Annotated in this window: 16 protein-coding genes and 2 tRNA genes; 4 read left to right on the forward strand and 14 right to left on the reverse strand. The window is 61.0% G+C overall.

Features of this window, described 5'->3' with window-relative positions:
• Positions 1 to 121: 121 nt before the first annotated feature.
• The 7 genes from dnaB to rnr all read right to left on the reverse strand — a co-directional run bounded on the left by dnaB (position 122) and on the right by rnr (position 7374).
• Positions 122 to 1519, reverse strand: coding sequence for a replicative DNA helicase (gene dnaB, locus ACUXVH_RS04700; protein WP_011058951.1), 1398 nt, complete (start codon positions 1517 to 1519; stop codon positions 122 to 124).
• Positions 1520 to 1643: 124 nt separating this feature from the next.
• Positions 1644 to 2090 carry a 50S ribosomal protein L9 gene (rplI, locus tag ACUXVH_RS04705; RefSeq protein ID WP_007921484.1) on the reverse strand — a complete coding sequence of 149 codons (447 nt, stop codon included), beginning with the start codon at positions 2088 to 2090 and terminating at the stop codon, positions 1644 to 1646.
• Between the two features lie 21 nt (positions 2091 to 2111).
• A complete protein-coding gene (locus ACUXVH_RS04710) occupies positions 2112 to 3011 on the reverse strand; it encodes a hypothetical protein (protein ID WP_011058950.1) in 900 nt (299 codons plus the stop codon).
• Positions 3012 to 3047: 36 nt separating this feature from the next.
• The gene (rpsR, locus tag ACUXVH_RS04715; RefSeq protein ID WP_002551829.1) at positions 3048 to 3278 is read right to left on the reverse strand and encodes a 30S ribosomal protein S18; all 231 of its coding nucleotides are present in this window, start codon (positions 3276 to 3278) and stop codon (positions 3048 to 3050) included.
• A 28-nt stretch (positions 3279 to 3306) separates the two neighbouring features.
• Positions 3307 to 3732: a 30S ribosomal protein S6 gene (gene rpsF / locus ACUXVH_RS04720; RefSeq protein WP_011058949.1), complete on the reverse strand. Its 426-nt coding sequence runs from the start codon at positions 3730 to 3732 to the stop codon at positions 3307 to 3309.
• A gap of 250 nt (positions 3733 to 3982) precedes the next feature.
• On the reverse strand, positions 3983 to 4750 hold the full coding sequence (rlmB, locus tag ACUXVH_RS04725) for a 23S rRNA (guanosine(2251)-2'-O)-methyltransferase RlmB (RefSeq protein ID WP_015633942.1): 768 nt from the start codon (positions 4748 to 4750) through the stop codon (positions 3983 to 3985).
• Complete coding sequence (gene rnr / locus ACUXVH_RS04730; protein ID WP_015633941.1) at positions 4747 to 7374, reverse strand: ribonuclease R; 2628 nt, start codon at positions 7372 to 7374, stop codon at positions 4747 to 4749. Before rnr ends, rlmB begins: the two co-directional genes overlap by 4 nt.
• A 226-nt stretch (positions 7375 to 7600) precedes the next feature.
• Here rnr and ACUXVH_RS04735 point away from each other — a divergent pair.
• The 4 genes from ACUXVH_RS04735 to ACUXVH_RS04750 all read left to right on the forward strand — a co-directional run bounded on the left by ACUXVH_RS04735 (position 7601) and on the right by ACUXVH_RS04750 (position 10715).
• Positions 7601 to 7687: transfer RNA gene (locus tag ACUXVH_RS04735), tRNA-Leu, on the forward strand.
• A 165-nt stretch (positions 7688 to 7852) separates the two neighbouring features.
• Positions 7853 to 7939, forward strand: a tRNA-Leu gene (locus tag ACUXVH_RS04740).
• Positions 7940 to 8124: 185 nt separating this feature from the next.
• On the forward strand, positions 8125 to 9150 hold the full coding sequence (locus ACUXVH_RS04745; RefSeq protein WP_065364885.1) for an extracellular solute-binding protein: 1026 nt from the start codon (positions 8125 to 8127) through the stop codon (positions 9148 to 9150).
• Positions 9150 to 10715, forward strand: coding sequence for an ABC transporter permease (locus ACUXVH_RS04750; RefSeq protein ID WP_445494088.1), 1566 nt, complete (start codon positions 9150 to 9152; stop codon positions 10713 to 10715). Before ACUXVH_RS04745 ends, ACUXVH_RS04750 begins: the two co-directional genes overlap by 1 nt.
• Before the next feature lie 57 nt (positions 10716 to 10772).
• Here the strand turns inward: ACUXVH_RS04750 and ACUXVH_RS04755 are convergent, their stop codons facing one another.
• From ACUXVH_RS04755 to hfq, 7 genes are all read right to left on the reverse strand, one after another.
• Positions 10773 to 12707 (reverse strand): methyl-accepting chemotaxis protein, encoded by a 1935-nt coding sequence (locus tag ACUXVH_RS04755; RefSeq protein WP_011058944.1) that lies wholly within the window; start codon positions 12705 to 12707, stop codon positions 10773 to 10775.
• Positions 12708 to 12846: 139 nt separating this feature from the next.
• Positions 12847 to 14139, reverse strand: a complete 1293-nt coding sequence (locus ACUXVH_RS04760) for an adenylosuccinate synthase (protein WP_011058943.1) — start codon at positions 14137 to 14139, stop codon at positions 12847 to 12849.
• A 54-nt stretch (positions 14140 to 14193) separates the two neighbouring features.
• Positions 14194 to 15381 carry an ATP phosphoribosyltransferase regulatory subunit gene (locus ACUXVH_RS04765; RefSeq protein WP_011058942.1) on the reverse strand — a complete coding sequence of 396 codons (1188 nt, stop codon included), beginning with the start codon at positions 15379 to 15381 and terminating at the stop codon, positions 14194 to 14196.
• 292 nt (positions 15382 to 15673) lie between these two features.
• On the reverse strand, positions 15674 to 16543 hold the full coding sequence (gene hflC, locus ACUXVH_RS04770) for a protease modulator HflC (RefSeq protein ID WP_011058941.1): 870 nt from the start codon (positions 16541 to 16543) through the stop codon (positions 15674 to 15676).
• Positions 16543 to 17721, reverse strand: a complete 1179-nt coding sequence (hflK, locus tag ACUXVH_RS04775) for an FtsH protease activity modulator HflK (protein ID WP_011058940.1) — start codon at positions 17719 to 17721, stop codon at positions 16543 to 16545. Before hflK ends, hflC begins: the two co-directional genes overlap by 1 nt.
• A 96-nt stretch (positions 17722 to 17817) precedes the next feature.
• Positions 17818 to 19119 carry a ribosome rescue GTPase HflX gene (hflX, locus tag ACUXVH_RS04780; protein WP_011058939.1) on the reverse strand — a complete coding sequence of 434 codons (1302 nt, stop codon included), beginning with the start codon at positions 19117 to 19119 and terminating at the stop codon, positions 17818 to 17820.
• Between the two features lie 12 nt (positions 19120 to 19131).
• Positions 19132 to 19392: an RNA chaperone Hfq gene (gene hfq / locus ACUXVH_RS04785; RefSeq protein ID WP_007921378.1), complete on the reverse strand. Its 261-nt coding sequence runs from the start codon at positions 19390 to 19392 to the stop codon at positions 19132 to 19134.
• Between the last annotated feature and the right edge of the window lie 79 nt (positions 19393 to 19471).

The following is a 19471-nucleotide window of genomic DNA, read 5'->3' on the forward strand; positions in this document are numbered from 1 at the left end:
GCGGAATATAGCACAAAAAATAACCAATTCCGACCGTTATGGTCGGAATTCGGTGCAGCCGATTCGCCGGCGAGCCGGCTCCTACAGGCGCCGGCAGGCGGATGGCCGGCGAACGGGCGGGTTATTCGTCGTCGTCGAAGTTGTAGCTGCCCGGGGCGAGGTTCTCGAAGCGGGTGTACTTGCCGATGAACGCCAGGCGGATAAAGCCGATGGGGCCGTTCCGCTGCTTGCCGATGATGATCTCGGCAATGCCCTTGTGCTCGGTTTCCGGGTGATACACCTCGTCCCGGTAGACGAACATGATCACGTCGGCGTCCTGCTCGATCGCTCCGGATTCCCGCAAGTCGGAGTTCACCGGGCGCTTGTTGGGACGTTGTTCCAGGGAGCGGTTGAGCTGGGACAGGGCCACTACCGGGCAGTTGAACTCCTTGGCCAGGGCCTTCAGGGACCGGGAAATCTCGGAAATCTCGTTAGTCCGGTTGTCGCCGCTGGAGCCTGGAATCTGCATGAGCTGCAGGTAGTCGATCATGATCATGGCGATATCGCCGTGCTCACGCACCAGGCGCCGGGTCCGCGCACGCATCTCCGAGGGGCTGATGCCCGCGGTGTCGTCGATGAACAGCTTGCGGTCGTTGAGCAGGTTGACCGCCGAGGTCAGGCGTGGCCAGTCGTCGTCTTCCAGCTGGCCGGAACGGACCTTGGTCTGGTCGATGCGGCCCAGGGAGGAGAGCATACGCATGATCAGCGATTCACCTGGCATCTCCAGGGAGTACACCAGCACCGCCTTGTCGCTGCGCAGTACCGCGTTCTCCACCAGGTTCATGGCGAAGGTGGTCTTACCCATGGACGGACGGCCGGCGACGATGATCAAGTCGGCCGGCTGCAGGCCGCTGGTCTTCTCGTCGAGATCGGTATAGCCGGTGGACAGGCCGGTGATGGCGTTGTCCGTGTTGAACAGGGTATCGATGCGGTCGATGGCCTTGGTCAGCAGTTCGTTGACCCCCACCGGGCCGCCGGTCTTGGGCCGCGCTTCGGCGATCTGGAAGATCTGCCGCTCGGCCTCGTCGAGAATCTCTTCGGCGGTGCGCCCTTCCGGGTTGAAGGCACTGTCGGCGATCTCGGTGCTGATGCCGATCAGCTGGCGCAGGGTTGCCCGCTGGCGAACGATCTGCGCATAGGCCTTGATGTTGGCCACCGACGGAGTGTTCTTCGCCAGTTCACCCAGGTAGCCCAGGCCGCCAACCTGCGAAGTCTGGCCTTCCTTGTCCAGTTGCTCGGACAGGGTAACCACGTCGATGGGCATGTTCTGGTCGGCCAGCTTGGCGATGGCGCGGAAGATCAAACGGTGGTCATGCCGGTAGAAATCGCCGTCGGACACTTGATCCAACACGCGTTCCCAGGCGTTGTTGTCCAGCATCAGACCACCGAGCACGGCCTGTTCGGCCTCGATGGAGTGCGGCGGCACCTTCAGGGCAGCGGTTTGCAGATCGTATTGCTCGGGAGCGGAGATATCGTTCATGGCCACTTGGAATTCGGGGGATGAAAATCAGGATCAGCAGAAAGACAAAGGGCACGACCTGTAAACAGGATCGTGCCCGATGTTAACCGTCAGCCACACAAGGTGCCAGACGATTTGGTACTGCTTAAGCAGCCACCACGACAACGCGTACGGTTGCTTCAACTTCAGCGTGCAGGTGCACGGCTACGTCGAATTCACCTACGTTGCGGATGGTGCCGTTCGGCAGACGAACTTCGCTTTTTGCCACTTCAACGCCCGAGGCGGTCAGTGCATCAGCGATGTCGTGGGTGCCGATCGAACCGAACAGCTTGCCTTCGTCACCGGCGGTGGCAGTGATGGTCACTTCCAGCTCAGCCAGTTGCGCAGCGCGAGTTTCGGCAGAAGCCTTCTTCTCTGCAGCCAGTTTTTCCAGCTCGGCACGACGCGCTTCGAACGCAGCCAGGTTGGCAGCGGTAGCAGCGGTGGCTTTGCCGAAAGGCAGCAGGTAGTTACGGCCGTAACCAGCCTTAACGTTTACCTTATCGCCCAGGTTGCCCAGGTTGGCGATTTTTTCCAGCAGGATCAGTTCCATTTGGTAATAACCTCTTAACTTTTAACCTTCACCGTTCGCAGAGCCGTTATCAGCGTCTTTCGGCGCCAAACGACCGCGAAAATCAACCAGACTGTCGACAATGGCCAGGACCACGAGCAACGGATAGATCAGTTGCATGAACGGCAACAGCGTGACGTACAGCCCCACCAGCCAGAACCTGGCCAGTCGCCCTTGTGCCACCAGCCCGTGAATCAGGGCCAGCCCGGCAAAAGCCAGCGGGACACTGCACATCGGCGTCAGCATGGCCAGTTGAGGTCCGAAGTTCGGCCCCACCAGCATGCACGCCAGCAGCAACATCGCTGGCCCAAGAGGGATTCTGATGGCGCGAAACTCGCGACCAAAACCACCCGGGTTATACAACACAGCCTGCCAGTAACGCCCAAGAATCAGGCTCAGCACGCTGATGGCTTGCAACAGGGCCGCTATCAGGCCGGTCAGGATCGGTGCAATCAGCGTGGCAAGACGAGCTCGCTCTTCAACCGATAGCTGCTGGTAGACCTCACCCAAGGCCATCGGCAGGATTTTTATCAATTCCTGTGACAGCGCTTCGATCTGAGGGCGGAAAGCCGCACCCAGGACTCCAGCAAACACCAACCCCATCGCTATGCTGACCAGCAGCACGCGGCTCCAGGACTCGCTTGCGCGCAAAACCAACGCAAGACTCGAAGAACCCAGCAGCACCAGAAGTGCCCGCGGGTCATCGAACGTCAGCCACCAGAGCAAAGCTGGCAGCACTCCCAGAGCGAGGACGCCAAGGGCATCCTTCAATCCGCGCCGCAGAAGCACCAGGCTCCCGGCGGCAGCACCCAACCAATACAACAACGGCAATGCCGAACAGCCAGCCACTACCAGAGTGGCCTGCATACGACCGCGCATGATGAACTCAGCTAAGGCGCGCATGCATTCAATCCCTTACTACTTGTCGACTGCCCGATCTCAGCGGCCGTGGCTGTCGGTGTAGGCCAGCAGGGCCAGGAAGCGGGCGCGCTTGATAGCGGTGGCCAGCTGACGCTGATAACGAGCTTTGGTACCGGTGATGCGGCTTGGAACGATTTTGCCGGTCTCGGATACGTAGGCTTTCAGAGTGTTGAGATCTTTGTAATCGATCTCTTTCACGTCTTCAGCGGTGAAGCGGCAGAATTTACGACGACGGAAGAAACGTGCCATGTAATTGGCTCCTCAAAAGGTCCGTGGATTACTCGTCAGCGTTATCGCTGGCGTCGCTGTTGTCGCTGTCATCGCCATCGGCGCTGTCAGCATGCTCAGGACGGTCACGACGCTCACGGCGCTCACTGCGGTTTTCTTCAGCCTTGAGCATCTCGGATTGGCCAGTGATGGCTTCTTCGCGACGGATGACCAGGTTACGGATCACAGCATCGTTGTAACGGAAGTTGTCTTCCAGCTCAGCCAGGGCTTTACCGGTGCACTCAACGTTCAGCATCACGTAGTGAGCCTTGTGAACATTGTTGATTGCGTAGGCCAGTTGACGACGGCCCCAGTCTTCCAGACGGTGGATTTTGCCGCCGTCTTCTTCGATCAGCTTGGTGTAACGCTCAACCATGCCGCCGACTTGCTCGCTTTGATCCGGGTGGACCAAAAAGATGATTTCGTAATGACGCATGAATGCTCCTTACGGGTTGTAGCCTGCCGCCTATAAGCGGTCAGACAAGGAGTGAATGACACTGGTGTGTCTTGCCTGGTAGTAGGCACATATGCGCCTGCCGTCACGGCAAGGGGCGCAATTGTAGAGAAGGGGGAACAGCGGCGCAAGGCAATTGGTGATTATTTGAACAACCACCTGCGGGAGCCGGCGTGCCGACGATGGACGGCAGCACGCGCCTCGCCGGCAAGCCGGCTCCTGCAACTGCGGGTCAGGCTTTCTTGGCGCCGGCCTTGGCCTTGGCACCGCGCTGGCGCATGGCTTCGAACAGGCACACGCCAGTGGCCACGGAGACGTTGAGGCTGCTGACGCTGCCGGCCATCGGCAGGCGTACCAGGTAGTCGCAGTGCTCGCGGGTCAGGCGACGCATGCCCTTGCCTTCGGCCCCCATGATGATGATGGTCGGGCCGGTCAGGTCCTGGTCGTACAGTTCCTGTTCGGCCTCGCCGGCGGTGCCGACGATCCACAGCCCACGCTGCTGGAGCTTCTCCAGGGTGCGGGCCAGGTTGGTCACGGCTACCAGCGGAATCACTTCGGCGGCGCCGCAGGCCACTTTGCGCACGGTCGGAGTCAGGGTCGCCGACTTGTCCTTGGGCACCAGCACTGCCAGGGCACCGGCCGCATCGGCAGTACGCAGGCAGGCCCCGAGGTTATGCGGGTCGGTCACACCGTCCAGCACCAGCAGCAACGGCGCGCCTTCGGTACGGTCCAGCAGCTCGTCGAGCATGGCCTCGCCCCACACCTGGCTCGGACTGACTTCCGCCACTACGCCCTGGTGCACGCCTTCAACCCATGCGTCCATCTCACGACGCTCGGCCTGGCCAACCGAAACACGGTTCTGCGCAGCCAGGTCCACCAGAACCTGAACCCGTGGATCACTGCGCCCTTCAGCCAACCAGATCTGCTTGACCCGCTTGGGATGGTGACGCAGCAACGCTTCTACGGCATGCACGCCGTAGATCTTTTCCAACTGACTCATGACTTGGCCTTAGGTTTGCGCGCCCCGCCGCTTTTAGCGCCGGAAGCGGAGCCCGCCTTGGGCGGACCTTTACGATGTTTGCTCGGCTTGGCGGGCTTTTCGCCAGCGCGCGAAGGCGCCGGCTTACCGGACTTTCCCGCAGACGTCGCTTTACCACCGCCCTTGGCTTCGGCCAGCAGCGCCCGCTTCATTTCGCGGCTTTTGCGCACTTCGGCGTTTTTCGCGGCAGCGTCGCTTGGACGATAAGCCTCGACCGCCTTTTCCTTGGCGGAGCTGCGACGCCCCGCCTTGGCTGGAGCCGGCTCTTCCACGACCTTGCTGGCAGGTACGTCCGCGGCGCCACGCTTCTTGCGGCCGATCGGTGCGTTGATGGTCTTCTCGGCCATTTCGAAATCGATCTTGCGCTCGTCCAGGTCGACGCGCATGACCCGCACTTCCACGGTATCGCCCAGGCGGAAGCTGCGACCGGTGCGTTCGCCCGCCAGGCGGTGATGCACAGGGTCGAAGTGGTAGTAGTCCCCCGGCAAGGCGGTGACGTGCACCAGGCCCTCGACGTAGATGTCGGTCAACTCGACGAACAGGCCGAAACCGGTCACCGCGGTGATCACACCCGGGAAGGACTCGCCCACACGATCCTTCATGAACTCGCACTTGAGCCAGTTCACTACGTCCCGCGTGGCCTCATCGGCACGACGCTCGCTCATCGAGCACTGCTCGCCGAGCTGCTCCAGGGTCGCTTCGTCGTACGGATAGATACGCGCCTTCGGAATGGTCATCGCCCCGGCGCGACGCACGTGCGGCGTGTCCTGCTTGGAGTGGATGACGCTGCGGATGGCCCGATGGGTCAACAGGTCCGGGTAGCGACGGATCGGCGAAGTGAAGTGGGTATAGGCTTCGTAATTCAGGCCGAAGTGGCCCTGGTTATCAGCGCTGTACACCGCCTGGCTCAGGGAGCGCAGCATCACGGTCTGGATCAGGTGGTAATCCGGACGGTCCTTGATGGTTTCCAGCAATGCCTGGTAGTCCTTCGGCGTCGGGCCATCCTTGCCCTTATGCAGGGACAGGCCCAGCTCGCCGAGGAAGGCGCGCAGTTTTTCCAGACGCTCCGGCGGCGGACCATCGTGCACCCGGTACAGGGCCGGAATCTCGTGCTTCTTGAGGAACTCGGCGGTGGCCACGTTGGCCGCCAGCATGCATTCCTCGATCAGCTTGTGCGCATCATTGCGGGTAGTCGGACGAATTTCGGCGATCTTGCGCTCGGAACCGAAGATGATCCGGGTTTCCTGGGTCTCGAAGTCGATGGCGCCCCGGGTATGACGAGCCCCCAGCAAGACCTTGTACAGCGCATACAGCTGCTTCAGGTGCGGCAGGACATCGCCGTATTCACCGCGCAACTGCTTGGCTTCGCTGGTTTTCGGCTGCTCGAGCATGGTGCTGACCTTGTTGTAGGTCAGACGCGCCTTGGAGTGGATCACCGCTTCGTAGAACTGGTAATCGGTCATCTCGCCGGACTTGGAGATGGTCATCTCGCAAACCATGGCCAGGCGATCGACTTTCGGGTTCAGCGAGCACAGGCCGTTGGACAGTTGCTCGGGCAGCATCGGGATCACCCGCTCGGGGAAGTACACCGAGTTGCCGCGCACCTGGGCTTCGGCATCCAGAGCCGAACCGATCTTCACGTAACTGGAGACGTCGGCAATCGCCACATACAGCTTCCAGCCACCACCGAACAGGCGCAGCTTGCCGGGCTTGGCTTCGCAGAAAACGGCGTCGTCGAAGTCGCGGGCGTCTTCGCCGTCGATGGTGACGAAAGGCAGATCACGCAGGTCGATGCGCTTCTCTTTGTCCTTCTCTTCCACTTCGGGCTTGAGCTTGCCGGCTTCCTTGAGCACCGCCTCTGGCCAGACATGAGGAATATCGTAGGTGCGCAGGGCAACGTCGATTTCCATGCCCGGTGCCATGTAGTTGCCCACCACCTCCACCACATCGCCTTGCGGCTGGAAGCGCGGCGTCGGCCAGTGAGTGATCTTCACTTCGACGAACTGACCGATCTTGGCATTGGCATTGCGCCCCGGCGTTACCAGCACTTCCTGCTGGATCTTCGGGTTGTCTGCCACCACGAAACCGATGCCACCTTCTTCGAAGTAGCGACCGACGATGCTTTCGTGGGCACGGGACACCACTTCGACGATCACGCCTTCGCGACGGCCGCGGCGATCCAGGCCGGAAACCCGGGCCAGGGCGCGGTCGCCATCGAATACCAGACGCATTTGCGCCGGGCTCATGAACAGGTCGTCGCTGCCGTCATCCGGCACCAGGAAGCCGAAGCCGTCGCGGTGACCGCTGATACGGCCGAGAATCAGGTCGAGCTTGTCCACCGGCGCATAGGTGCCGCGGCGGGTATAGATCAGTTGAGCGTCGCGCTCCATGGCGCGCAGGCGGCGGCGCAGGGCTTCCAGCTGGTCTTCCGTGGTCAGACCGAACTCTTCTACCAACTGCTCGCGACTAGCAGGCGAACCCCGGTCAGCAAGGTGCTGAAGGATGAGTTCGCGGCTAGGAATAGGGTTTTCGTATTTTTCCGCTTCACGAGCGGCCTCGGGATCGAGGGACTGCCAATCGGCCATTAGATAAATTTCACCTTGTCTATATGCGGGTTAGTTTGGCATACGCGTATTGAAACGGGAAATTTCAGGCTCAGACAACCTGGGAATAATCCTCGCCATCGCCTCAGAAACATCGTCACGCATACCGCCGGAGACTTTTTTCAAACTTTTTTGAAATCTGGGGTTTACAGCTCAAAAGAGCCTCCGTATAGTGCGCGCCATCGACGACGGAGACGTCAGCGATACTGCCCAGATGGTGAAATTGGTAGACACGCCAGCTTCAGGTGCTGGTGGCCGCAAGGCCGTGGAAGTTCGAGTCTTCTTCTGGGCACCAATTCAAGAGCTTGAGATTAGATCAGTTTCAAGGCTCGAACAAAAACCCGCGAAAGCGGGTTTTTGCATTCTAAGTGTTTGATTTAATAAAACCAAAACAGGGGTTTACAGATCAAAACGCTGTCCGTATAGTGCGCTCCATCGACACGGCGACGACGTCGATACTGCCCAGATGGTGAAATTGGTAGACACGCCAGCTTCAGGTGCTGGTGACCGCAAGGTCGTGGAAGTTCGAGTCTTCTTCTGGGCACCAATTCAAAACTTGAGAGCATCGCTTTCAAGTCTCACAAAAACCCGCGAAAGCGGGTTTTTGCGTTTCTGCCCCCTGATATTTCCCCGCGCCATCGCCTTCCTCCGCATCCGCAAAGCGCACATGAGAAACGATATCGTTTATGATTGTTACAAGTTTTTGCGGCACTACAGTGAGGAAACCTGCGAATGATGTTCAGAAATACCCTCCTTCCAACATCCCTTCTGCGCGGCTTGACCATCACTTTGCTGGGGCTGACCCTGGCATCCCCCTTCACCCAGGCAGCCGATCCGGTTTCCCTGACCCTGTACAACGGTCAGCACAAGGAAGTCGGCGACGCGGTAGCCAAGGCTTTCGAAGCCAAGACCGGCATCCATGTGAATGTCCGCAAGGGCAGCAGCAATCAACTGGCCAGCCAGGTTGTCGAAGAAGGCGACCGCTCCCCCGCTGATGTGATCTACACCGAAGAATCCCCTCCCCTGAACAAACTCGGCGAGCAGGGCCTGCTGGCCCAGACCGACGCCACGACCCTGGCCGTGCTGCCCAAGGAATATGTTGCGGGCAACGGCACCTGGATCGGTGTCACCGCGCGCGTACGAGTCGTCGCCTTCAACCCGAAACTGATCGACGAAAAAGACCTGCCCAAGTCGGTGATGGAATTCTCCCAGCCGCAGTGGCAAGGCAAGGTTGGCTTCGTGCCCACCAGTGGCGCCTTCCAGGAACAGGCCGTGGCCATCATCAAGATGCACGGCAGGGATGCTGCCGAAGAATGGCTGACCGGCCTGCGGGCTTTCGGCAAGGTCTACAGCAACAACATGGTGGCCCTCAAAGCCGTGGAAAACGGCGAAGTGGCCACGGTCCTGGTGAACAACTACTACTGGTTTGCCCTGCAACGGGAAAAAGGCCAGCTCGACTCGAAACTGCACTACTTCACGGGCGGCGACGTCGGCGGCCTGATCACCGTGTCCAGCGCAGCCGTACTCAAGTCCAGCAAGCATCCGAAAGAGGCCCAGCAGCTTCTGGCCTACATGGCCAGCGAAGAAGGCCAGCGGGTGATTACCCAGACCACGGCCGAGTACCCGCTGCATAAAGGCATGCAGTCCGATCGCGGACTCAAGCCCTTCAATGAACTGGAAGCCCCGAAGGTGACCCCAGCCGATCTCGGCAATGCCGAGGAAGCCCTGGACCTGGAACGTGACGTCGGCCTGAACTGATGAATCCAACGCCATCCGCTTCCGCCTTGCGCACCACCTTCGTGCCGAGGCGCAAGCGGCCTTCGATCTGGCTACTGCTGCCAGTCCTGCTACTGGTCTGCCTGAGCCTGTTGCCACTGTTATATGTCGGCCTCAAGGCCTGGCAGGCCGGCTGGGCTGAAGCCCTGCACCTGCTGTGGCGCCCCTATGTGTTGCGCCTGCTGAGCAATACCCTGCTGCTGATGCTCGGTGTGACCCTTGCCTGCGCCGTGCTCGGCCTGTCCCTGGCCTGGCTGCTGGAACGCAGCGATTTGCCGGGAAGGCGGATCTGGGGCGTGGTGCTGTGCTTGCCCTTCGCCGTACCGGCCTTTGTCAGCAGCTTCACTTGGGTATCCCTGAGCGCCGGGTTCGAAGGACTGGGCGGCGCGATCCTGGTGATGACCCTGTCCAAATACCCGCTGGTGTTCCTGCCGGTGGCGGCCACCCTGCGCAATCTCGACCCCTCCCTGGAGGAGTCGGCGCGGACCCTGGGGCAAAATCGCTGGGGCGTGTTCTTCAAGATAACCCTGCCCTTGCTCTGGCCTTCATTGCTGGCCGGCTCGCTGCTGATTGCCCTGCATATGCTGGTGGAATTCGGTGCCCTGTCGATCATCGGCCTGCAGACCTTCACCACCGCCATCTACCAGCAATTCGAGCTGGAGTTCAGCAATGCCAACGCCGCCATGCTGTCGGCCGTGTTGTTGGCGCTGTGCCTGCTGCTGCTGGGGCTGGAACTGCGCGTCCGCGGCAAGGGCCGCCATGTACGCACCGGCCAGGGCGCAGCCAGGCACGCCGAACAGGTACGCCTGGGGCGCTGGAGCATCGGCGGACAGCTTTACTGCCTGATGCTGGCGCTGATCGGCAGCGGTGTCCCCCTAGGCATGCTTGCCTACTGGCTGACCGTCGGTTCATCGGCAGCCTTCCCCGTCGCGGCAATCAGCGAAGCATTGCTGTCTTCACTGGCCCTGTCCCTGGGCGGCGCCGGCCTGTGCCTGGTGCTGGCAGTGCCGGTGGGCCTGCTGGTGGTGCGCTACAAGGGGCGCCTGGCCATCTGGGCAGAGCGCCTGCCCTATCTGCTGCATGCCCTGCCAGGGCTGGTGATCGCCCTGACCCTGGTGTATTTCGCGCTGCACTATGTGCCGGTGCTGTACCAGACCTCGGCGCTGCTGCTGATTGCCTATGCCCTACTATTCCTGCCCCTGGCCCAGGCGCCGATCCGCACCGCGCTGAACAAGGCCGCGCCACAGCTGGAAGAAGCAGCAAGAACCCTCGGCGCATCGTCGTTCAGCGCCTTTTGCCGAGTGACCCTGCCGATCATCTTCCCGGCGCTGGGCGCGGCTTTCGCCCTGGTCTTTCTGGATGCGATGAAGGAATTGACAGCGACCCTGCTGCTCAGCCCAACCGGGCTCAACACCCTAGCCACAGAAGTGTGGGCGCATACGGCGAATGTGGAGTTTGCAGCGGCGGCGCCTTATGCGGCGCTGTTGATACTGGTGTCAGGGCTACCGGTCTATCTGCTGACAACGCGGATGTATTTGAGTCGCTGAGAGGTGGCAAGCCGGCTCCTGCAGTAAGGTGGCAGGAGCCAGCTTGCCGGCCAGGCATCAGGCGCGGAACTGACCGAGGCTGGCCTTGAGCTGCGCCGCCAGGCTGTCCAGTACCTTGCCGCTGGCGGTGGTTTCTACCACGGCCTGAGCCGCCCGCTCGGCCTGGGCATGGATGGTTTCCACCCGCCCACGCACCGCCTGCGCGCCCTGCGCCTGATGGGCCGCAGCCTGGGTGGCCAGGCCAATCGCGGCGTGCACCTGCTCTACCGAAGACTGCACCGATTGTTGTAGGCGAGCACTGTCGCGCAGCACCAGCAAGCCCTCGCTGGCCTGACGCCCGGCCTGACCGATAGCCGCTACGGCCTCCCGCGCCCCCTGCTGCAGGGCACCGATATGAGCCTGGATATCGCCAGTGGAGCTTTGCGTCTTGCTGGCCAGGGCCCGCACCTCATCCGCCACCACGGCAAATCCGCGCCCGGTCTCGCCGGCGCGCGCGGCCTCGATCGCAGCGTTCAATGCCAGCAGGTTGGTTTGCTCGGCAATGCCATGGATCACCGTCAGCACCACCTCGATCTGCTCGCTCTGCTGGGCCAGGCGCTCGATCACCTTGGCCCCGGTATCCACTTGCCCCGCCAGCGCCTCGATCAGGCTGCCGACCTGCTCGGAGGTGCGGGTAGTCTCGTCCGTCGCCTGACGAATCTCCACCACCTGCTGCAGTGCGGCCTGCATCGCCTGGCTTTCCGCCTGGGCTTCATCGGCCATCTGCGACAACGCCCGCAGGCTCTCTGCCACCTCATCACGCTGCGCTTCGGCTGCGGCATCAGCCCCGGCATTACGCTGGCTCATGGCGCCGATCTCGACGCCTGTGCGCTGGGCCACATCCCCCGCTTCCCGCACGATGGGCTGCAACTTATCCACAAAGCGATTCACCGCCGAGGCCATATCGCCAATCTCATCATTGCTGTTGAGCGGCACACGCTTGGTCAGGTCACCTTCGCCCGCTGCCAGGTCATTGAGCGCAGCGATCAGCAAATGCAGCTTGCTCACCACGCGACGCCCCAGCACCACTGCCAGCAACAGCAGCAGGGCCAGGCCAACCAGCGCCAGGCCGACGCCGATCTGCCAGCGCAAGGTGGCCGCCGCCTCCTGCACCGTGCTCGCGGTATTGGCCTGCATCTGTGCCGCCGTACCCTGGGCCGACTGCAAGCGCGAGCGCATGGCCGCCGAGCTGTCGGCAGAAGCTCCCTTGAGGCTGTCGCCAACCAACTGATCGCTGCTGGCAATCAAGGCACTGAAGCGCTGATCCAGGGCGGCGATATCGGCCTCCACCGACGCGGTGGAGACTCCCATCAGCACCTTGCCGATTTCCACGCCATTGGGATTGATCGAGGCTTCAAGGTAGTACACCGAAGGATCGTTCTTCGCTGCATCTAGGACCTTGTCCAGCGCCCGGTCGCCCTTGCCCTTTTCCAGCAGCGCCTTGTTGATCGGGTTTTCACGATTCAGGTAGCGGGTCAAGTGCTCTCCCGCCGCATCGTCATAAACCACGAACAACACATTGGGGTTGCGCTGAGCCCGTCGGGCGAACTCGGACAAGGTCGGCACATCACTGTCCCACATGGCGCGAGGCGCCACGGAGGCCAGCAATTGAGCCATGTCATTGGCAGAGTCCTTCAGGTCCTTCTCCAGCGCCGCACGCAGCTGTACCTGTTCTTCCTTGAGACGCGAAGACAGGCCGGCCGTGAGGCGTTGGCGGGTACTGCTGGAAAGACTCTCCAGACTGGAGGTGACTTCTTTGCCCGCCTGCTCGAGCTCGCCAGCCAATTTCTGGCTGTCGCCGCCCAGGCGCGAAGCCAGATCCGCCTCGAGGGCAGTCACTGTGCTCCGAGTCAGGGCAACCGCTACCAGCACTTGCACCAAAAGGGCGATACCGAGAGTAACGAACACAGGCCGTAGTAAACGGCTTTGTAACAGTGAGAGAACGGCCGACACAGGAAATCCCTCTACTTTTGACGCCATTATTCTGATGGCACTCTAGAAGTGGATTTCACAGCAAGGGTCGTGCCGCGTGGCAAGCAGAAACGACAAAGGGCCCGATTAAGGGCCCTTTGTTTTTTACATCAACGACTTATCAAGCGAACGGATGACGCAGAACGATGGTCTCGTTGCGGTCCGGGCCTGTCGAAATAATGTCGATCGGCGCGCCGACCAACTCTTCGATGCGCTTGATGTAGGCCTGGGCGGCGGCAGGCAGCTCTTCCAGGGTCTTGGCACCCAGGGTCGACTCGCTCCAGCCCGGCATCTGCTCGTACACCGGCTCCAGGCCGATGTAGCTGTCGGCGTCGGTTGGCGCGTCGATGACTGCACCATCCTGGTTCTTGTAGCCGACACAGATATTGATGGTTTCCAGGCCGTCCAGAACGTCCAGCTTGGTCAGGCACAGGCCCGAGATGCTGTTGACGTCGATGGCGCGACGCAGGATCACGGCATCGAACCAGCCGCAGCGACGAGCGCGGCCGGTGGTGGCGCCGAACTCATGACCACGCTTGGCCAGGAAAGCGCCGATGTCGTCGAACAGCTCGGTCGGGAACGGGCCCGAGCCCACGCGAGTGGTATAGGCCTTGGTGATGCCCAGGATGTAGTCCAGGTACATCGGACCCACGCCCGAACCGGTGGCGATACCACCAGCAGTGGTGTTGGAGCTGGTGACGTACGGGTAGGTGCCGTGGTCGATGTCCAGCAACGAACCCTGGGCGCCTTCGAACATGATGTCCTTGCCGGCGCGGCGCAACTGGTGCAGCTCGGCAGTCACGTCGAGCATCATCGGCTTGAGCAGTTCGGCGTACTCCATGCACTCGTCCAGGGTCTTCTGGAAGTCGATGGCCGGCTCTTTGTAGTAATTCACCAGAACGAAGTTGTGGTAGTCCAGCAGCTCGCCCAGCTTGGCGGCGAAACGCTCGCGGTGGAACAGATCGCCGATGCGCAGGCCACGACGTGCAACCTTGTCTTCGTAAGCCGGGCCGATGCCGCGGCCGGTGGTACCGATCTTCTGCTCGCCACGGGCTTTCTCGCGGGCCTGGTCCAGGGCCACGTGATAGGACAGGATCAGCGGGCAGGACGGGCTGATACGCAGGCGCTCGCGCACCGGCACACCCTTCTCTTCCAGCTTGACGATTTCACGCATCAAGGCATCCGGAGCTACCACCACACCGTTACCGATCAGGCACTGCACGCCTTCGCGCAGCACACCGGACGGAATCAGGTGCAGGACGGTCTTCTCACCGTCGATCACCAGGGTGTGACCAGCGTTGTGGCCACCCTGGTAGCGCACTACGGCGGCGGCATGTTCGGTCAGCAGATCAACGATCTTGCCTTTGCCCTCATCACCCCATTGGGTGCCCAGGACTACGACATTCTTACCCATAACACTTGTCCTCATTCGCGCAAACTTGGTGCCGGCAGCCGCCGGCAGGAAAACTCAAGAAGCCAGCGGCAATACTTGCCAAAGCCCATTCTGCTGAATCAATTGCCGGTCGCAGTCCGCTTCACGGGCGGCGGCCAAAGGCTGCCCAGGCAAGGCCTGAACCACACGTTGACCCTCACTGCGCAAGCGGCAGACGGTCTGCCAGAGTGCCGCGTCAGTGTTGTCTGGCATCCAGATACCGCCAGACGGTAGCTCGACTTCAGCACGCCCCAGGGTCACCAGGGTTTTCAAATCGGTGGAGAAACCAGTCGCGGGACGGGCACGCCCGAAATCCGCGCCGATGTCATCGTAGCGCCCGCCCTGGGCGATGGATTGGCCCACGCCTGGAACAAATACCGCGAACACCACACCGGTGTGGTAGTGATAGCCGCGCAACTCGCCAAGGTCGAAATACAGCGGCAAGTCCGGGAACCGCACGGACAGGCGCTCGGCAATGGTCAGCAATTCATCCAGCGCCAGCAGCACAGACGTCGGCGCACCGGCCAGGCGACGGCGGGCATCGCCCAGCACTTCGCGGCTGCCGCACAGGTCCACCAGGGAGCGCAGCATGTCCGCCAGATCGGCCGGCAGGCCTTCCGTCAGGCTGATGACCTCGTCGATCGCCTTGCGTTGCAGGGCATCGAACAGTTGCTGTTCAACAGCACCGGACAAGCCGGCGGCCTGTGCCAGGCCACGGTAGATGCCAACATGTCCCAGATCCATGTGCACATCGGGCACGTCGGCCAGTTGCAGCATGGCCAGCATCAGGCTGATGACTTCAACGTCGCTGCTCGGGCTGGCATCGCCATACAACTCGGCCCCCAGCTGGATCGGGCTGCGCGAGGACGACAAGGCACGCGGCTGCGCATGCAGCACACTGCCGGCGTAGCACAGGCGGCTCGGCCCTTCGCGGCGCAGGGTGTGGGCATCAATACGCGCCACCTGCGGCGTGATGTCGGCCCGAAACCCCATCTGCCGGCCCGACTGCGGGTCGATGACCTTGAAGGTACGCAGATCCAGATCCTGGCCTGCACCTGTCAACAGGGATTCCAGGTATTCGATATGGGGAGTGACGACGAACTCGTAACCCCAACTCTGAAACAGATCCAACACCTGACGACGCGCCACTTCGATGCGCGCCGCTTCCGGCGGCAATACTTCTTCGATGCCATCTGGCAGCAGCCAGCGGTCTACCGTTGCCATTACGCCATTCCCCTATGGTCCGGGCGGCAAGCCTGGGGCCAGCCTTAGAGTGAAGCAGAAAACAGTCGCATCCGACGCGAGCTCAGCCGGACAGGCAGCCAGAAATCAGCTGTACAGACCATTTTCCTCGAAAAATCTTGCCGGACTCTTGAACGAGCCACGGCCAATCAAAGATGCAGACGCAAAAAAGCCGGGAATTTCCCGGCTGCCGCATCATACACCCGTTTTCCCAAAGGATCACCCCGCGAGGCGTTTTAGCCGCCCGGCGGGGTGCTCCAGGGTCAGGGCCTGATCAAGGCTTGGACTTTTCCAGGTAGTGGAAGAAGTCGCTGCTTGGGTCCAGAACCATGACGTCGGATTTGTTCGCGAAGCTTTCACGGTAGGCACGCAGGCTACGGTAGAACGCGTAGAACTCCTGGTCCTGGCCGTAGGCCTTGGCGTAGATCGCCGCTGCCTGGGCATCACCGTCACCGCGAGCCTCTTCAGACTCCCGATAGGCTTCAGCCAACAGCACGCGACGCTGACGATCGGCATCGGCACGGATGCCTTCCGCCAGTTCGTTACCCTTGGCCCGGTGCTCGCGAGCCTCACGCTCACGCTCGGTGCTCATGCGCTCGAACACGCTGCGGTTCACTTCCTTGGGCAGGTCGATGGCCTTGACCCGGACATCGACCACTTCGATACCCAGCTCCTTTTCCGCCATCTTGTTCAGCGACGCCGTGATATCCGCCATCAGCGCGTCACGCTCACCGGAAACCACTTCGTGCAGGGTGCGCTTACCGAACTGGTCACGCAGGCCCGACTCCAGGCGACGGGAAAGACGCTCGTCGGCAATCTGCTTGAGGCCGGAAGTCGCGGTGTAGAAACGCTCGGCATCCTTCACCCGCCACTTGGCGTAGGCATCCACCATCACGGCTTTCTTTTCCAGGGTCAGGAAGCGCTGCGTCGGTGCATCCAGGGTCATCAGGCGTGCGTCGAACTTACGCACCTGGTTCACGTAGGGCACTTTCACATGTAGGCCAGGCTGGACATCCGCCTGAACCACACGACCGAACTGCAGCAACACCGCACGCTCGGTCTGAGCGACGATGTAGAAGCTGTTCCAGGCAACCACCGCCACGACAACGCCCACGATCAGGGCGATCAGCGATTTATTGCTCATCAGCGAGTCTCCCTAGAACGCGTCTGCTGCTGTTGCTGCATATGGTCAGCCGCGGCGCGCGCATTCGCTTCATTGCTGGCCGCCGACGCTGCGCCCGTTACCGGAGCACTGCCGCTACGACCACTGTCGATCATCTTGTCCAGCGGCAGATAGAGCAGATTGTTCTGCCCGCCCTTGCTGCCAGTCACCAACACCTTGCTGGTGTTGCTGAAGACTTCCTGCATGGTGTCCAGGTACAGGCGCTGACGGGTGACTTCAGGAGCCTTGCGGTACTCGGCAACCAGTTTGGTGAAGCGATCTGCCTCACCCTTGGCCCGGGATACCACTTCGTCACGGTAACCGTTGGCATCCTCGAGGATGCGCTGGGCCTGACCACGGGCTTCCGGCACGACGCCGTTGGCATAGGTTTCAGCCTGGTTGCGCGAACGCTGTTCATCTTCACGGGCACGGATCACGTCATCGAAGGCTTCCTGTACTTCACGCGGTGCCGCTGCGCTCTGTACGTTCACCTGGGTCACGGTGATACCGGTGCGATAGTTGTCCAGGAAGCGTTGCAGACGCTCCTTGATCTCACTGGCCATCAATTCACGACCTTCGGTCAGCACCTGGTCCATGGCGGTGGAACCCACCACGTGGCGCAGGGCGCTGTCGGTCGCATGCTGCAGGCTGATTTCCGGCTGATCGACGTTCAGCACGAAATCCTGCAGGTTGCTGATCTTGTACTGCACGGTCAGCGGCACTTCGACGATGTTCTCGTCCTCGGTGAGCATCTGGCCCTGCTTGGTGTAGGCACGCTCGCGCGTGACGTTTTCCATGTACTTGCGATCGATCGGCGGGAAGTAGATGTTCAGACCCGGGCCGACGGTTTCGTAGTATTTGCCGAAGCGCAGCACTACGGCCTGCTCCTGCTCGTCTACTACATACACCGCGCTGTACAGCCACACGGCAGCCAGCACGACAAGACCGATACCCAGCAGGCCGAAACCACCGCCCTTGCCGGAACTACCGCCGTCATCACCACGTTTCTTACCACCACCGAACAACCCATTCAGGCTTTCCTGCAGCTTACGGAAGGCCTCGTCGAGATCTGGTGGCCCCTTGCGATCGCCATTATTGCGGCGCTTACCACCCCAAGGGTCCTGATTATTCGAGTTGCCACCCGGCTCATTCCAAGCCATAGCGCTCTCCATCTGATAAAGCAAAGACGCACCCACGGCGCGCCGACCAATGCTACAGAATGCCTGCTACAGCGGCACAACCGCTTGCCCAGGCTTTTATTGCAAAGTGTGTTGCTCGATGAATTCCGACGGCTGCATGCCTTCGCGACTGACCAGCCGGTTCAACTCGGCCCGTGGCAGGCGAACAGCAAGCAAGCTGACACCTTCGTCGTCGTGATCTTCTTTCTGCACAGCGTTCAACTGGAAAAACTGTGCTCGCAGTCGAGCAAAACGCTGAGGCAAGCGCAAGGTGCCTACAAACAAATCTTCACCCAGCAGCTCGGCGATGGCCTGCTTGAGCAGATCCAGCCCCTGGCCATCACGGGCCGACAGCCAGACCCGCTGCGGCTTGCCGTCGGGGTCGCGCTGGATCTGCGGCTCCACACCCTCGAGCAAATCGAGTTTGTTATAGACCTCCAGGATCGGCAAGTCTTGAGCCCCGATCTCCCCCAGCACCACCATCACCTGCTCGATCTGCGCCATGCGCTCGGGCTCATGGGCATCGATCACATGCAGCAGCAAATCGGAGTTGCTCGATTCTTCGAGGGTAGCCCGAAACGCCTCCACCAACTTGTGCGGCAAGTGGCGAATGAACCCCACGGTATCGGCCAGCACAATCGGCCCCAGGTCATCCAGCTCAAGCCGGCGCAGGGTGGGGTCGAGGGTGGCGAACAATTGGTCGGCAGCGAAAACATCGGACGCAGTGACCGCATTGAACAGCGTGGACTTGCCGGCGTTGGTGTAGCCCACCAGGGACACTGAAGGGATATCCGCACGCTTGCGGCCACGACGGGCCTGCTCACGCTGGCTGCGAACCTTCTCCAGGCGCGCCTTGATCTGCCGCAGACGCACTCGCAACAGGCGCCGGTCGGTTTCCAGCTGGGTTTCACCGGGCCCGCGCAGACCGATACCGCCTTTCTGCCGTTCAAGGTGAGTCCAGCCACGAACCAGACGGGTGCTCATGTGCTCAAGCTGGGCCAGTTCAACCTGGAGCTTGCCTTCATGGGTGCGCGCGCGCTGAGCGAAGATATCGAGAATCAGACCCGTGCGGTCGATCACGCGACACTCGAATACACGTTCGAGGTTACGTTCCTGACTGGGTGTGAGGATGTGATTGAAAATCACCAAGTCTACCTGTTCGGCTTTGACCAAGTCGCGTAACTCCTCGACCTTGCCGCTGCCAACCAGGTATTTGGCGGTTGGCCGATGACGCGGCACGCTAACAAACGCGACGGTCTCGGCGCCGGCCGATAATGCCAGCTCCTGAAACTCCTGCGGATCTTCGCGCGCCTCAGGGTCCTGACCATCCAAGTGAACGAGAATGGCCCGTTCACCACCACCGTGGCGCTCAAAGAACAAAGGAGACTCCTATCAGGCGTTACCTGGCTCAGCGTCACCCTGTTCGGATTCGGAAGCGCTAGGCAGGCGAATCGGGCGAACTGGAACCACTGTCGAGATAGCGTGCTTGTAAACCATTTGGCTGACGGTGTTCTTCAGCAGGATGACGAACTGGTCGAAAGACTCGATCGTACCTTGCAGCTTGATCCCGTTGACCAGATAGATGGAAACCCCAACCTTCTCTTTACGCAATGTATTCAAGTAAGGGTCTTGTAGCGAATGCCCTTTTGACATGTGCCGCACTCCTTTAAGGATCAATAATAAAAATCAGAAAACAGATGGCCAAAGCCGTCACACCCCCAAGGATAGACGG

This window comes from Pseudomonas sp. 8(2025) (assembly GCF_052665325.1).